This is a genomic window from Streptococcus sp. OMI750, assembly GCF_047463895.1.
Classification (GTDB): Bacteria; Bacillota; Bacilli; order Lactobacillales; family Streptococcaceae; genus Streptococcus.
This window is the reverse complement of the sequence record NZ_JASHCZ010000001.1, coordinates 136843-151100: the sequence shown is the minus strand read 5'-3', so window position 1 is coordinate 151100 and position 14258 is coordinate 136843. Positions and strand designations below refer to the sequence as shown.

The window sequence follows — 14258 nt, the reverse complement described above, 5'->3', positions numbered from 1 at the left end:
TGGTGGCCTCTTTCTTACAACAAATGCGCTTCGTGTTTTTGGAAGACTTCTTTTCCAAGCTCTACTAACTTGGTGATCAAATCTGTATAGTTGAGACCCATATTGTCCCAAAGCAAGGGATACATAGACCATTGGGTAAAGCCTGGCATAGTATTGAGCTCATTTAAGAAGATCTCTCCTTTATCCGTATAGAAGAAATCACAGCGAGCTAAGCCCAAACCACCGATCGCACGAAAGGCTTTTTCTGCGTTGGTCCGCATGGTTTTCACAACCTCAGGGTCCAATTGAGCTGGAATGGCCATGGTAATTTTGTTGTCGATGTATTTGGCATCATAATCATAGAAGGCAACATCTTTGACAACTTCACCTGGCAAGGTACTTTTCACATCATAGTTTCCAAGGAGCCCAACTTCGATCTCACGCGCATTGACCCCTTGTTCTACTAAGACACGGCTATCGTATTTGAAGGCCAATTCGAGAGCAGTCCGAAGTTCAGTTTGGTCTTCAGATTTTGAAATCCCAACACTAGAACCCATATTGGATGGTTTGGTAAAGACAGGATAAGAGAGAGTAGCTTCAATTGCAGCAATTTTCTCCTCCAGGTCATCGCCTTCCACTACAGCTACATAAGGAACTTGTGGAATCCCTGCAGATTCCAAGACCCGTTTGGTCGTAATCTTATCCATGGCCACACTGGAAGCTAGGATACCACAGCCGACATAAGGCATTTTCAAGACTTCTAAGAATCCTTGAATAGAGCCATCTTCTCCCATCGGTCCATGAAGAACTGGAAAGACCACCGCTCCTTCCTTGTAAATTGCAGATGGAGCCACTTTCTTAGACCAGTCCACTGTATCATTGGTCATCAATTTCTCATCATCCGCTGGTTTCTCTTCAAAAGCTTGCGTCTGGATGAAATCTCCTGACTGCGTAATAAAATAGGTCTGAACAGAAAATGCTTGGTAATCAATCGCGCGCATCACACTTTCAGCTGAAAGAACAGATACTTCACGTTCTGCACTACGTCCACCATACAACAGGATTAAGTCTTGTTTACTCATAGTTTCTCCCTAATTGTTCCCTTGATTTCTTACTTGATAGTATACCATAATGATAGCCCTTTCGAAAGAACTTCTCTTATAATTCTGTCCGATTTTCAATCGCACGAAGAAGGGTCACTTCGTCCGCATACTCGATATCGGCTCCAACTGCTAGACCACGTGCCAAACGTGTCACTTTGATGCCTGCTGGTTTGAGCACGCGTGAGATATACATGGAAGTTGCCTCCCCATCTGCCGTCGCATTGGTCGCAACGATCACCTCTGTGACGGTTCCATCCATCAAGCGACTAATCAAGCTCTTGAGATTGATATCATCAGGTCCCACGCCATTCATGGGCGAAATTAAGCCATGCAAGACATGGTAGCGACCGTGGTATTCCTGGATATTTTCCATAGCAGAGACATCCCGACTATCTTCTACAACAAGAAGAAGAGATGGATCTCGCGTTTCATCTCGACAAATCTCGCAGGTTTCTTCATCGGTTAAATTGCCACAAATACTGCAATACCCTAGCTCACGCTTGGCATTCAGTAAGTTCTTGGCAAATTCATTGACATCATCATCTGACATACCAATGGTGTAAAAAGCCAGACGAGTCGCTGTTTTGATCCCAATTCCTGGCAACTTCGAATAGCTGTCAATTAATTTTGCAATAGGTGCTGGATAAAGCATAGTTTCCTTTCTAATTCATCGGGTGTTTCTGATTGTATAAGTTAATAATATCGCGCGTAATCGAATGACTAACCGTCGCCTGTAGATTGGTATTGTGCGGAAAGACCACCGCTACTGCAATCTTCGGATTAGTTGATGGGGCATACGCCACAACATTGGTATTAATAGCTTCTTTGCCTCCCTCCACGGTGGTTTCAGCTGTACCGGTCTTGGCACTAATAGGTACACTGGCCCCTTGACCAAGGGTTTTCCCTGTCGTCAACCCACTCGTACCATTGGCAACCTGGTAGAAGCCTTGTTTGATCAAGGCCATGTCCTCAGCAGAGATCGAAACTTGATTGAGTTCCTTGGTTTCGATCGCTTTTTTCAACTGGCCAAGACCCCCTTGGTCATTATTATCATAGATCCCCTCGACGACATGAGGACTCACCCGCTTGCCATCGTTGGCGACGGTTGCCGCATACTGGGCCAATTGCATCGGTGTATAGTTATCAAACTGACCAAAGGCATTGGTCAAATAATTACCAACTGTATAGTCTTTTGGAATAAAACCGGTCGATTCATTGGGAAGGTCAATACCTGTCGCCGCTCCAAGTCCATACTCTGCAAAAGTGGAGCGGAGTTTTTTCATGGCAGGTTCGACCTGATCCACTTTTAAGGTCATATTTGGGGTATAAGGTTGCCCCATCATCTTAAGGGCAATTTGGACCATATAGGTATTAGAGGAGTATTCCAAAGCTTCAACTGCATTGATAGAACGACTGCCGTATTGGGTAAACCAAGAGTTAATCGGCGTCGATCCTGCAAAGACAATAGGCTGATCGGTCAGTACCTGATTGCCAGAAATGGCACCATTTTCCCATCCTGAAGTCAAGGTTGCTCCTTTAACGACCGATCCTGGGACGAAAACATTGGTGACTGTCCCCAGAGCATCGGTTGACAAGTCCTGGCTACCAGCCTGGTGCTTAATGCCTGCCATGGCAAGAACTTTCCCTGTATCAGGCTCAAGGGCTACAGCATAGACACCTTCGGAGTAGGTCGCATTTCCAGCTTGCAACTCTGCGCTAAAGGCAGAGCGGAGAATATCTTCCACCCCTTTTTGGAAATCCAAGTCAATCGAGAGCTTGAGGTTTTCCCCCTTAGCTCCTTTTGAAATATCTACCACTTTCTCCATGTTGCCATTTTTATTCAGGAGAATTTCTTTTTCACTGCGTTTTCCTTGAAGGACCTCCTCGTATTCCTTTTCGAGATAAGAGGTTCCGACCCGGTCATTCAGAGCGTAGCCTTTTTTGACATAGTCCTCAACTTCTTCTGCCGGAAGCCCTGCCTGTTCAGTCGAAACCGTTCCGATGATAGAGGCTAAAGGAGTATCCAAAACCTTGCGATCCCAGCTAGTCGTAATCGCAATTCCTGGAAGATCTTGACTGTCTGCAGCAATGGTCGCGATTTGCTCAGCTCCTAGTGCTTGTGTCGTAATGATTCCGGTGGCAAAATTCTCCACAGCATTCATCTGACTATAGAGATAGATAATCTTTTTCTCATCTTCTGTGTAACCAAGTTTAGAGGGATCGACACTCTCTACAGCTGCTTGATAAATCTTAGCTTCTGGTAGACGGTTGCCATCTGTATCAAATTTCTTTTTCTCGGGTAAGTGACCTACAACCTCTTGGTAGACTTTGGTATTGGCTAGATAGTAATCCACTTCTTGCCGTTCGGTTACTTGAGGATTTTCTACATCCACATACTGCAAGAGTTTACCTGCGGTCTCTCGCATTTCTTGGGCCGTCATTTTGCGATCGCGCGTAAAGGTCAAGACTTGTTTGCCAACATTTTCCACCAAGGGCTTACCAGTGGCATCATAGATTTGCCCTCGCACACTCCCTTGTTTGACCGTCTTTTTCGTAGCCTTTGCCAACTTATCTGTATAGTAGGCTTGGTGAGTGATCTGCATATAGCCAAGCCTGGCAATGAGAGCCAAAAAAAGAAGGCAAATCAAACTAAACAGCAGGTACATTCTGCGTGTAATCGAATGATTTTCAAACTTCCGTATTTTTTTCTTCATGAAATAGTTTATCCTTCTTTTCTAATGAACACTTACACTCCATTTTACTATTTTTCCAAGAGTATCTCAAGAAAAGGAAGGGTCCTTTTCTCTTTTTTGCAAGGAAAAAAGATTGGACATGCTCGCCCAATCTTTTTTTCTAATAAGTCACAACATTGATTTTTCCTTTGTCATACTCAGCAATGAAAATATCCAAAACGTTGTCATAGCCTTCTTTTTCCAATTCAGCTAGCAACCACTCTTCACTTTTCCCAATTGTTTCCAAAATTTCAAGCTGAACCACACCATCCGTAATGATTGGGTATTTAGGATTTTCATCCCCCGCACGGACAACGATCATTTGACCGTTTTGTTCAATGACAGCTCGTTTCACTCCCTTTAATTGGAAAATTCCTTGTGAACGCAATTTCAAGGCAACGTCTGAAGCAGAAAGTCCCTTGGATCGACAAGCTTCCGGATCAAGCTTCCCATTTTTGATAATGACAGTTGGTTTGCCATCGATCAAGTGCTTCATAAAACGGACATTGGTATTGAGCCATTTTAAGAGTAAGATCAAAATAGTCCACATCAAGAGAATCACAATGTATTGAAGAATGGTAATGGAGCTATTGTAGATGACCCCACCAATAATTCCCCCAAGAACAAAGTTCTGTATCTGGTCTACTGCAGAACTTGGTGCTAAGTTTCCTTTCCCGGTCACATTGATTACAAATACCAAGGAAATCAAGCCGATAGCTAATTTAATCAAAATGGCTAAAAAATCTACTGTCATTTGTTCACCTCCACAAGTTCCACGTCTGTTTTATACAGATCCATCTTTTCTAATAGGTAGCTATCTGGGTCAGAGCCTTCGATAGCTCGGTAATAAACCTCTCCAACCTTCAGGATCGCCCCATCTGTGGCTGCTGAAGTATTGACATAGACATCTTCTTTTTTGACATCCAACTCCTTTGAGATGACCTCAATAAAATGGAGTGAGCGTTGGAACTGATCATTATTACTTTGGCTATTTTGGAAATTGCTGATACTGATCAAGACCACTGCCACCAGAGTTAAAATGGAGATAATAGATAATTCGCGGAATTTGCTATCGTGCTTCTCCCGATAGGCTTTCACCGCAAAAAAACCAGTCAGAAGAACAAGCAAGCCAGATATCCCAATGGTCACCCAGTTTTGCTGGCTGATCTGACCCAACACATAGTTATAAGAGTAAAATTTCATAAACAACTCCCTTTTTCCAAATGAATTCAAGCTATTATAATAGATTTCACAAGAGATTTCAAGGCATTGTGATCAGAAAATCATTAAAATTTTGTTATAATAAAACTATCAATTATGTCAAGAAAAGGAAACACAATGAAACTCATTTCATGGAATATCGACTCGCTTAATGCTGCATTGACCAGTGATTCAGCACGCGCTAAACTCTCTCAAGAAGTCCTTCAAACCTTAGTCGCTGAGGATGCAGATATCATTGCCATTCAAGAAACCAAGTTATCCGCTAAAGGACCTACTAAAAAACACCTCGAAATTCTTGAGGAACTCTTCCCTGGCTACGAAAATACCTGGCGCTCTTCTCAAGAGCCAGCTCGCAAAGGCTATGCTGGAACCATGTTCCTCTATAAAAAAGAACTCTCCCCTATTGTGACTTTCCCAGAGATCGGTGCTCCTTCGACCATGGACTTGGAAGGCCGGATCATTACCCTGGAATTTGATGGCTTCTTTGTAACACAAGTCTATACTCCTAATGCCGGTGATGGCCTCAAACGCCTAGCAGAACGCCAAGTATGGGATGTCAAATATGCTGAATATTTGGCTAACCTAGACAAAGAAAAACCTGTCCTTGCTACTGGAGACTACAACGTGGCCCACAAGGAAATCGACCTTGCTAATCCAGCCAGCAACCGTCGTTCACCAGGTTTCACAGACGAAGAACGTGCAGGATTTACCAACCTTCTAGCAGCAGGCTTTACAGATACCTTCCGTCACCTTCACGGCGATGTCCCTGAGCGCTATACCTGGTGGGCACAGCGCAGTAAAACCTCAAAAATCAACAATACAGGCTGGAGAATCGACTATTGGTTAACCTCAAACCGCATTGCAGATAAGGTTACCAAGTCAGACATGATTGACTCAGGCGCACGCCAAGACCACACCCCCATTGTCTTGGAGATTGAATTATAAGGATTTTTTTATGAACTACAATGCAGTCATTCCCGAGTTTATGGTTTCAAATATAGAACAGTCCCGTTCCTTCTACTGTGATTTACTGGGTTTCACCATCGAATACCAGCGTCTAGAAGAAAAATTTCTCTTCCTGTCTCTTGAAGATTGCCAGCTCATGCTTGAGGAGGGAACAAAGGATGAATTAGCTGAACTAACCTACCCATTTGGTCGTGGAGTCAATATCTCCTTTGGTATAGAGGATGTCCCTAGGCTCTATCAGAAATTGTTAGAAGCCAACTATCCTATTCATCGCCCATTGACCAAAAGAAAATTTCGTGTTGACGACCATTATATCTATCCTCATGAATTTGCAGTTTTAGATCCAGATGGCTATTTTTTAAGATTTAGCGAATAGAATGATCATCACCCATCTATGAGCTATACCCAAAAATCTATTTTTTTGAGTCCAGTTCAATAGCGGGTGATTGATTTATCTTTCATCTTAAAGAATGAGACAAACTAACATTCGAGACCTAAAAAAACCGGAGCCCTCAGATGAAGGCTCCGACTTTTTTTATCCTCATTGATGGAACAATGATTGTTTTTTTATTTTTTCTTCTCAATATGATCTTTGAGATCTTCTTGAGCTTTTTTATTGGATTCTGCTTTTTTCTTCAACCATTCTTCTTTGGCCTTGTTAAAGTCTTTTGCAGTGACAACATCTTTGGACATTTCAAGGTATTTGTAGAAGGTTCCTGTTCCTTTTGTACCAACCCATGAAGCAGCACGGCTGTATGGCACAGTACGTTGGAGCATTGGAGCACCACCGTTTGAAACAGTTGGAAGCGTAATAGCGCTATCTGTCAGCCAAGCTTGCGCCGCTGCATATTTTTCATAGCGTTTTGCTTGATCCAACAACTCAGCATCTGCGTCTTTCAACATGTTGGCGTATTGATCCAAACCAACTGCTGCAATCGCAGGGTTGTTTGAACCAGCATCAATACCAAGGTAGTAGAAGACAGAACCATTTACAGGGCTGATACTTTCAAGGTAAGTCGATGGGTCTTGGTAGTCCGGAGCCCAACCACCGCCTGAAATATCATAATCTCTTGCAGCAGCTGTATCACTGAAGTAGGTAATATTTTGGAAATCGTCATCCGATACCTTTTGAAGATCTACAACGACATTATCTGCACCAAGAGCTGACTCTACAGATTGTTTGAAGGAGCTTGCTTGTTGGACCATACTATTGTCCACTTGGCTGACAATGTAGTCCAAATGAATTGGGAATTGAACTCCTTGTTTTTGCAATTCAGCTTTGGCTTTCGCAAATGAAGCTTTAGCTTTTTCAGGATTGTAGAGGCTTGTTTGACCGTCGTCCAAGCTTACATCCTTCCATTGATCTCCATAAGTAACCAATTGTTTTTCAACGGCTTTACCAAAATCTTCTCCATTAACTTGGACATAAGTTGGTGGCACCAAGGTACTCCGAAGGGTCTTCTCAGCCGCATCAGAACCTGAGACTTGTGCCGCATAGGATTTGCGGTCAAAGGCGAAGTTCACTGCTTGACGGAAGTCCTTGTTCAAGATTGCTTTCTTGGTAGAGGCCTTTTGCTCGTCTGTTGTTTTAGCGGTATGATCATACTTCTGACGGTCCAAGTTGAATCCAAGATAGTAAGATGTTCCCAATTGCAACCCGTAGACAATGTTGTCGCCAAAGTTTTTCTTGACACTCTTATACGTTGAGCTATTTGGCATAACAGATGCAAAGGAATATTGACCTTTTTCAAAGTTCTTAATGATTGCATCTGGGTTTGATCCGTCATTAAAGGTCAATTTGACATTATCAATATGGACATTTTCCGCATCATAATAATCTTTGTTCTTGACCAATTCAATTTCAGATTTTGAAGTCAAAGATTTCAAGTAGAATGGACCATTGTATAAGATGCTACTAGGTTTCAAAGAACCAAAGTCTTTTCCTTGAGATTTCAAGAAATCAGCGTTGACCGGGAAAAGAACACCAGAGGTTGTTTTTGAGTTCCAGAAGCTTTCTGGACGGACCAAGGTATATTGGATGGTGTAGTCATCTAAGGCTTTGACCCCAACTGTATTAAAGTCTTTAGTTTCCCCTTTTACATAGGCATCCAAACCTTTGATCGAATTTTGAATCAAGAAGAGACCTTCTGATTTCGATTCAACAGCATGTTTGATACCTGTCACAAAGTCTTGAGCCGTAACAGCCCCATACTCTTCTCCTTCGCTCGTATACCATTTGGCATCCTTACGAAGTTTGTAAGTATAGGTTAATCCATCTTCAGAGACAGTCCAATCTTCTGCTAGACTTGGTACAAAGTTTCCGTATCGGTCATTTTCAAGAAGACCATCGACTAGGTTACTTGTGATATCTGAAGTTGTTGTACGAGTTGCAGCGATGTAATCCAAGGTATTTGGATCCGCTGAATAGACGAATGAGTAGGTTGCTTGATTGCTACTACCACCGCTACATGCTGCTAAAAGAAAGGCACCTGCAACAGAAACTCCTGCAAGAGCTAACAGTTTTTTTGCTTTCATCACTATCTCCTTATGTTAGATTTTCTATCATTATACACTATTTCTAAAAAAAAACCAAATTTATTTTAAAAAAGTTCGTTATTTCTGAATGAATATAATAAGATGACAAGAATAATCGGTCTGGAAACGGTCTTAACTAAGCTAAAAACTTGATCATATAAAGCCAATACCATTGTCAAGCAAGACCTCCCAATTTCATCCTTTTAATAAATATACGTTTACGTAAAAAAGACCCCCGCTGGTCTTTGCGGAGGATCTCCTGTTTAATCAAAATGATAGAGCTGTGGGTACTGATCACATTCTGGATTTTTAGGATGGCAAATAGCCCGTCCAAAATAGATCATGGCCTGATGAGCTGGTAACCAGCGTTCAGGAGGTAGGACGTCCATGACCCGTTTTTCCACTTCTAATGGGGTTGCGGATTTCTTGACGATGTCATGGTGCTTGCAGATACGCTCCACATGCGTATCGACAGCAAAGGCGGGAATTCCAAATCCCACACTCATAACCACATTAGCTGTTTTCCGTCCTACTCCTGCTAAGCTCTCTAATTCCTCCCGTGTCTGAGGGACTTGGCCATCAAAGTTGTCCAACAATTGTTGAGCACATTTTTTGAGAAACTTAGCCTTATTGCGATAGAGGCCTAATTTGGAAATGTGCTTAGCGATAGCTGCTTCACTAGCTGCTGCCATGGCTTGTGGGGTTGGAAAAGCCGCAAACAAACCTGGTGTCGCTTTATTAACAGCTGCATCAGTCGTCTGAGCAGAGAGCATGACTGCCACTAATAATTCAAAATGATTACGAAAATCTAGACTCGGTTTCGCATCTGGAAAAAGGGCGATAATTTCTTCAATCACATGACGTGCTCGTTTTTTTGATAAGACCATAACTTCTCCTTTACATTACTAGAATCTATTATAGCATGAAGGACCGATAGAGGTTAAAGAAATGGCTTCACAAAAAGGACTCGTCCTTGGACAAGTCCTTTTCGATTAGTCTAAAAAATGAGTATGCTTGGTAACCCATTGGGTAACCTTGATATTTAACCAGAACACATAGATCCCAAATGTAATGATGGTAAAGAACCACCATTTAATCCAATTTCCAAACAACTGCATGGCTGTGCCGTCAAAGTACTGACGACGACCATCAATCACGGTATGCTTGATCTTCCAGTTATACAGTATGCACATGCCCCAAGGAGCACAAATACCTAAGGTCAGTACAGTAATAAGAGTTGCTAATAAAACATGGCCAATATATGAAAACAGGCCTCCATCAAAATATGATTCACGATACATTTTCAATCTCCCTATCTTTTTCTATACTAATCTCTTCAAGAAAGTAATCAAGGTTTGAGCAGAGCGCTCGCCAGCCTGAATGATAAATTCATCAAAAGAGATATTGGCTTCGTGATCGGCCGTATCACTCATAGCCCGAATAACCATGAAGGGACGGCCAGCTGCATGAGCGGCCTGAGCAATGGCTGCCCCTTCCATCTCAACTGCCAAAACTTCTGGGAAATGCTCCCGAATCCTTGCGACTTTTTCCTCACTAGCAATAAAGCTATCTCCAGTCGTAATGAGACCCACGTGCGTTGCAGTAGCTTCTTCTTCCAGTACTTTTTTCATTTCCGATACAAAATAGCGACTAGATTCAAAATAAAGCGGTTGGCTGGCCATCTGGCCATACTGGTAGCCAAAAGCAGTCACATCCACGTCGTGATAAGCCAATTTATCCGCAAGAACAATGTCGCCAACAGCTATTCCTGGGGCCAGGGCACCTGCAGAACCCGTATTGATAATGGCTTCCACTTTGAAATCATTGGCTAGGACCGCTACACTCATAGCAGACATAACTTTTCCGATGCCACTTTCAACTAAAACGACTTCATGGTGACCGATTGATCCCGTATAGTAGACTTTTCCAAGACGCAGATGTTTTTCCCCATTTTTAAGAGCTTCTACCAGGATCTTTAACTCCTGTGGCATGGCTGCAATAATTCCAATTTTCATATCATTTTTCTCCTTGTGACGATCTTACAAACGCCAAATAGCAATAATCAAGACAATGAGGAGCACGATGATCCAGAACAAAATCTTATTGAGTTTGGATTGGAGAACACTTTGTTTTTGTTCCTCAATTCGACGACTCTTTGTTACCGTTGGCTCCACTTGGATCTGCAAGGTATCCTGCGAATAACGCTCTTGTGGGCCTTGGCTTCGACTTTCTCTGACGGGACGTTCATAGCCAAATCCTCTGTGGTCTGTTCGAAGGATCTTCGTCTCTTCGTTATCTAGCATCTTAGGGCCCGAGATCTCCTCGCCACGCCTCGCTCGTTCAATCATTTCATCTGTTAATAAAGGTTTTCCCATTGGATCCTCCTCTATTTATTGGATAATTCCCAGTACTGAATCGCCATAATGGTCTTGGCATCACAGATCTCGCCAGCTTGGATCAAGTCTTTAGCCTCCGTCAAGGTCACTTCTAGCAACTCTAAAGTCTCATCTTCATCTTGAGGGCGAGGATTTTCCACTTTTTTCAAATTGGTCGCAGCATAGAGTTTGATCCGCTCGTTACAAAATCCAATGGCTGAATAAAAATCATACAACAACTCTAGATTCCCTGAGTAACCAATTTCTTCTTCCAATTCACGCAGAGCAGCTGCTTGAGGATCCGCATTTTCACCCTTTTCCAACTTCCCTGCAGGGATCTCTACAGAAGTTCTCTCGATCGCCTTGCGGTACTGCTTGACCAAAATGGTCTTGCCCTCATCTGTGATCGGTAAAACCGCTACTGCTCCATTATGAAAAATCAAATCACGCTGCGCTTGACCTTTCCCGTCGGGCAGTTCCACCTGATCTGTGACCACTTGAAAAATCGGTCCTTGATAAATCTCCTTGCGCTCAATGGTTTTTTCTTCAAATTGCATGAAAACCTCCTATTTATTTTTAGGATGATGAGGAAGGCGAGTCGCGTACTCATCCTTATTGACTTGACGGCCACGACCAATTGCAATCGCATCTGCTGGTACATCCTTGGTAATGGTGGATCCAGCACCTACTAGGGAATTGTCGCCTAATTCAACTGGTGCAATGATGGTCGAATTTGAACCAACAAAGACATTGTTGCCAATAAGAGTCTTGTATTTATTTTTGCCATCATAGTTGACGGTGATGGTTCCTGCACCAAAGTTAACGTTGCTACCAACTTGGCAGTTGCCAATGTAGGTCAGATGACCAGCTTTGGTATTCTCTCCGATAGACGAACCTTTGACTTCGACAAAGTTTCCAATATGGACATCTTTGGCCAGGCTAGAACCAGGACGAATATGAGCGTATGGTCCTACTGTCACACCATCTGCTACCGTGCTTTCTTCAATCATAGAGTTGGTGATGACAGCACCTGCACCGATTTCACTGTCCACAATATAGGTTCCATTGGTTAAGACGGCTTCAGCCCCAATTTTTGTGTGCCCTTTTAGGGTAACATTGGCTTCGATTTGCACTTCTGGTGCGATCTCAACATCGACATCGATATAGGCTGCATCCGGATTGACAAAGCTCACCCCATTGACCATGTGGGCTTGGTTAATGCGACGACGCATGATGCCTTCTGCTGTCGCAAGGGCCACGCGGTCGTTAACCCCGAGACTTTCATCAAAGTCTTTGAGCGTATAGGCTCCAACTTTCTCTCCTGCTTCTCGGAAGATCCCAATCACATCTGTGATATAGTATTCACCTTGGGCATTGTTGGTATTGATATTCTTCAAAGCTTCAAAAAGACGGGCATTGTCAAAGACATAAGTCCCTGTATTGATTTCTTTGATTTGTTTTTCAAAATCTGTCGCATCTTTTTGCTCGACGATGCGAAGCACTTCCGCGTTGTCATTACGAACAATCCGGCCATAGCCAAATGGATTCGCTGCTTCGGCTGTCAAAATCGTTGCCACATTCTTGTGGTTGATATGGAAGTCGATCAAGTGTTTGAGACTGTCACCCGTAATCAAAGGAGTGTCTCCTGCAATGACGAGGGTATGCCCTTCAAGGCCTTTCAAGACTGGCTCTGCCATCATAACCGCATGGCCAGTTCCCAATTGTTCGGTTTGTTTGACAAACTCTGTTTGTCCCACTAAGACTTGCTCTACCAATTCCGCCTTGTGGCCCACAACTGTTACAGTCTTTTCAGGTGAGATGGCTCCAACACTACGGAAGACATGCTCCAACATAGAGATCCCTGCAACCTTATGAAGAACCTTGGGCAGATCTGATTTCATACGGGTACCTTTCCCCGCTGCTAAAATAATGGCATAATTTGGCATAACATTTCTCTTTTCTGTACAATATCGCTTACATTATACCATTTTTTAGCCCTTTTGGAAAATAAGACCAGATCAAAAAACTCTCCGAAAAGGAGAGCGTGTTCTATAATGGATAAACCTTGCGAAATTCTTCTAAAACTACCTTGCTGTCAGGTGTAAAAACCAGACCTGCTTCTCCAAAGCAGTCTTTGAAAAAGTCTTCATGAACCTGACGCCAATAAGCTAGAGATTTGTCTCCCTCACCTTCCTTATAGGCATGGTCGGCTGACACTTGATGGAAGGGCTGAACAGAAACCTTTGTAATTTCAATAATGCAGACAGCTTGATCATTACTGTCTAAAACGACATCAAAGGTTCCTTCTTGCGGAAGGGGTTCGTTCTCTAGTGCGTATAGATTATAGGCTGAAGCTGTTGCTGTTTTTTCGCCTTTAAAGACCAGTTCCGCTAAAAGCTCTGGATCCACTCCAAAGGCCCAGGCGTCTATCTCATCTCCGATAGAGGGGTTGATTTGCTTGTAGGCATTCCACATTTCTTGAGGTGTCATAAGTTCTCCTTTGTAATTTTTTACTTTCTTCTTTTATATGTTTAAGATGGTCTGGATGGTCAATTTCTAAATCAAAAATCTCTGGAATAGAGCTGTAATGGAGAATACATTCGATACCCATCTGATTCATTTTTTGTATGAAAGAAGGATTCAGATAGCCTGCTACAGCGAAATCAATCTTGTTCTTCTTTGCTTCATCCTGCATCTGTCTCAACATATCTAACATAATTGGACTTTCCATATCATGCCATTGACTGTTTCTCACAGTCGCAAAAATAAAAGAAGTTAAATCATTCATTCCAACTACAATCTTTGAAATGCCCATTTCTAGTATCCTGTCCAAGTCGAAATAAGCTGATGGTAATTCAATCATCGTGCCGACTTTCCCGGTATAACCATACTGACGCAATACTGTAATAGCTTGTTTTAATTGTTCGGCATCATTGACAAAAGGAAAAATAACAGACAGATTGGGATTGGTTTGAAAAACTTCTGTAACAACATTTGTCTCAGCCTGAAATTCATCTGGACATGCCAATAAACGCCTAGTCCCTCTATATCCAAATAAGGGGTGGCGTTCGTCAAAATACTCTTTAGTCCTGTCTAGACTATTTGCTTCTGCATTTGTTAACTCTGAAAAGCGATACCAGACTTCTTCATCTGAGTACAAATGACAAATAGTGTCTAGATAATCTTTCACAAATTGCTGACAACTTGGTAACAGGATGTTTTGATTGAGCTCTCTCAACAAGTATTCCCCACGAATCAAGCCGACGTGGTGCAATAAATGGGGATAAACTTTTTCAACAATTTTTTCGCCACTAAGAGCTAGTTGATTTTGCATGTTCATTCACCTC

16 protein-coding genes are annotated in these 14258 nt (G+C 42.6%); 2 read left to right on the top strand and 14 right to left on the bottom strand.

From position 1 onward, the window contains the following. Positions 1 to 14 precede the first annotated feature (14 nt). The 5 genes from QM830_RS00890 to QM830_RS00870 form a co-directional block, all read right to left on the bottom strand. Positions 15 to 1061 carry a D-alanine--D-alanine ligase gene (locus QM830_RS00890; protein ID WP_009732505.1) on the bottom strand — a complete coding sequence of 349 codons (1047 nt, stop codon included), beginning with the start codon at positions 1059 to 1061 and terminating at the stop codon, positions 15 to 17. A gap of 76 nt (positions 1062 to 1137) precedes the next feature. Continuing rightward, a complete protein-coding gene (gene recR / locus QM830_RS00885; protein WP_414325167.1) occupies positions 1138 to 1734 on the bottom strand; it encodes a recombination mediator RecR in 597 nt (198 codons plus the stop codon). A 10-nt stretch (positions 1735 to 1744) separates the two neighbouring features. Then, positions 1745 to 3796 carry a penicillin-binding protein PBP2B gene (gene pbp2b, locus QM830_RS00880; RefSeq protein ID WP_414325166.1) on the bottom strand — a complete coding sequence of 684 codons (2052 nt, stop codon included), beginning with the start codon at positions 3794 to 3796 and terminating at the stop codon, positions 1745 to 1747. Positions 3797 to 3935: 139 nt separating this feature from the next. Next, complete coding sequence (locus QM830_RS00875; protein WP_049515494.1) at positions 3936 to 4568, bottom strand: DUF421 domain-containing protein; 633 nt, start codon at positions 4566 to 4568, stop codon at positions 3936 to 3938. After that, the gene (locus QM830_RS00870) at positions 4565 to 5017 is read right to left on the bottom strand and encodes a DUF3290 family protein (RefSeq protein ID WP_414325164.1); all 453 of its coding nucleotides are present in this window, start codon (positions 5015 to 5017) and stop codon (positions 4565 to 4567) included. Before QM830_RS00870 ends, QM830_RS00875 begins: the two co-directional genes overlap by 4 nt. 135 nt (positions 5018 to 5152) lie before the next feature. On the opposite strand from QM830_RS00870, the gene QM830_RS00865 reads away from it, so the two are divergent. Continuing rightward, positions 5153 to 5980, top strand: a complete 828-nt coding sequence (locus QM830_RS00865; protein WP_414325163.1) for an exodeoxyribonuclease III — start codon at positions 5153 to 5155, stop codon at positions 5978 to 5980. A 10-nt stretch (positions 5981 to 5990) separates the two neighbouring features. Next, positions 5991 to 6377, top strand: a complete 387-nt coding sequence (locus tag QM830_RS00860) for a bleomycin resistance protein (protein WP_003014423.1) — start codon at positions 5991 to 5993, stop codon at positions 6375 to 6377. 191 nt (positions 6378 to 6568) lie between these two features. Here QM830_RS00860 and QM830_RS00855 read toward each other — a convergent pair whose 3' ends face one another. The 9 genes from QM830_RS00855 to QM830_RS00815 form a co-directional block, all read right to left on the bottom strand. Next, positions 6569 to 8536, bottom strand: a complete 1968-nt coding sequence (locus QM830_RS00855; RefSeq protein ID WP_414325161.1) for a peptide ABC transporter substrate-binding protein — start codon at positions 8534 to 8536, stop codon at positions 6569 to 6571. 263 nt (positions 8537 to 8799) lie between these two features. Further along, positions 8800 to 9423, bottom strand: a complete 624-nt coding sequence (nth, locus tag QM830_RS00850) for an endonuclease III (protein WP_315375136.1) — start codon at positions 9421 to 9423, stop codon at positions 8800 to 8802. Between the two features lie 105 nt (positions 9424 to 9528). Further along, complete coding sequence (locus QM830_RS00845; protein WP_414325159.1) at positions 9529 to 9837, bottom strand: hypothetical protein; 309 nt, start codon at positions 9835 to 9837, stop codon at positions 9529 to 9531. 21 nt (positions 9838 to 9858) lie between these two features. Continuing rightward, the gene (locus QM830_RS00840) at positions 9859 to 10551 is read right to left on the bottom strand and encodes a 5'-methylthioadenosine/adenosylhomocysteine nucleosidase (RefSeq protein ID WP_414325158.1); all 693 of its coding nucleotides are present in this window, start codon (positions 10549 to 10551) and stop codon (positions 9859 to 9861) included. Positions 10552 to 10575: 24 nt separating this feature from the next. Beyond that, the gene (gene macP, locus QM830_RS00835) at positions 10576 to 10911 is read right to left on the bottom strand and encodes a cell wall synthase accessory phosphoprotein MacP (RefSeq protein WP_009732494.1); all 336 of its coding nucleotides are present in this window, start codon (positions 10909 to 10911) and stop codon (positions 10576 to 10578) included. A gap of 11 nt (positions 10912 to 10922) precedes the next feature. After that, positions 10923 to 11468, bottom strand: coding sequence for an NUDIX hydrolase (locus tag QM830_RS00830; protein WP_414325156.1), 546 nt, complete (start codon positions 11466 to 11468; stop codon positions 10923 to 10925). 9 nt (positions 11469 to 11477) lie between these two features. After that, positions 11478 to 12857, bottom strand: a complete 1380-nt coding sequence (gene glmU, locus QM830_RS00825; RefSeq protein WP_414325155.1) for a bifunctional UDP-N-acetylglucosamine diphosphorylase/glucosamine-1-phosphate N-acetyltransferase GlmU — start codon at positions 12855 to 12857, stop codon at positions 11478 to 11480. Between the two features lie 103 nt (positions 12858 to 12960). Further along, on the bottom strand, positions 12961 to 13401 hold the full coding sequence (locus QM830_RS00820; RefSeq protein ID WP_414325154.1) for an ASCH domain-containing protein: 441 nt from the start codon (positions 13399 to 13401) through the stop codon (positions 12961 to 12963). Beyond that, positions 13343 to 14245 (bottom strand): putative PEP-binding protein, encoded by a 903-nt coding sequence (locus QM830_RS00815; protein WP_414325153.1) that lies wholly within the window; start codon positions 14243 to 14245, stop codon positions 13343 to 13345. The genes QM830_RS00820 and QM830_RS00815 overlap by 59 nt, the downstream gene beginning before the upstream one ends. Positions 14246 to 14258 lie beyond the last annotated feature (13 nt).

Bases quoted from the DNA above. Each gene is read 5' to 3' on its own strand.
- QM830_RS00890 (WP_009732505.1), bottom strand. From the start codon at position 1,061: ATGAGTAAACAAGACTTAATCCTGTTGTATGGTGGACGTAGTGCAGAA.
- recR (WP_414325167.1), bottom strand. From the start codon at position 1,734: ATGCTTTATCCAGCACCTATTGCAAAATTAATTGACAGCTATTCGAAG.
- pbp2b (WP_414325166.1), bottom strand. From the start codon at position 3,796: ATGAAGAAAAAAATACGGAAGTTTGAAAATCATTCGATTACACGCAGA.
- QM830_RS00875 (WP_049515494.1), bottom strand. From the start codon at position 4,568: ATGACAGTAGATTTTTTAGCCATTTTGATTAAATTAGCTATCGGCTTG.
- QM830_RS00870 (WP_414325164.1), bottom strand. From the start codon at position 5,017: ATGAAATTTTACTCTTATAACTATGTGTTGGGTCAGATCAGCCAGCAA.
- QM830_RS00865 (WP_414325163.1), top strand. From the start codon at position 5,153: ATGAAACTCATTTCATGGAATATCGACTCGCTTAATGCTGCATTGACC.
- QM830_RS00860 (WP_003014423.1), top strand. From the start codon at position 5,991: ATGAACTACAATGCAGTCATTCCCGAGTTTATGGTTTCAAATATAGAA.
- QM830_RS00855 (WP_414325161.1), bottom strand. From the start codon at position 8,536: ATGAAAGCAAAAAAACTGTTAGCTCTTGCAGGAGTTTCTGTTGCAGGT.
- nth (WP_315375136.1), bottom strand. From the start codon at position 9,423: ATGGTCTTATCAAAAAAACGAGCACGTCATGTGATTGAAGAAATTATC.
- QM830_RS00845 (WP_414325159.1), bottom strand. From the start codon at position 9,837: ATGTATCGTGAATCATATTTTGATGGAGGCCTGTTTTCATATATTGGC.
- QM830_RS00840 (WP_414325158.1), bottom strand. From the start codon at position 10,551: ATGAAAATTGGAATTATTGCAGCCATGCCACAGGAGTTAAAGATCCTG.
- macP (WP_009732494.1), bottom strand. From the start codon at position 10,911: ATGGGAAAACCTTTATTAACAGATGAAATGATTGAACGAGCGAGGCGT.
- QM830_RS00830 (WP_414325156.1), bottom strand. From the start codon at position 11,468: ATGCAATTTGAAGAAAAAACCATTGAGCGCAAGGAGATTTATCAAGGA.
- glmU (WP_414325155.1), bottom strand. From the start codon at position 12,857: ATGCCAAATTATGCCATTATTTTAGCAGCGGGGAAAGGTACCCGTATG.
- QM830_RS00820 (WP_414325154.1), bottom strand. From the start codon at position 13,401: ATGACACCTCAAGAAATGTGGAATGCCTACAAGCAAATCAACCCCTCT.
- QM830_RS00815 (WP_414325153.1), bottom strand. From the start codon at position 14,245: ATGCAAAATCAACTAGCTCTTAGTGGCGAAAAAATTGTTGAAAAAGTT.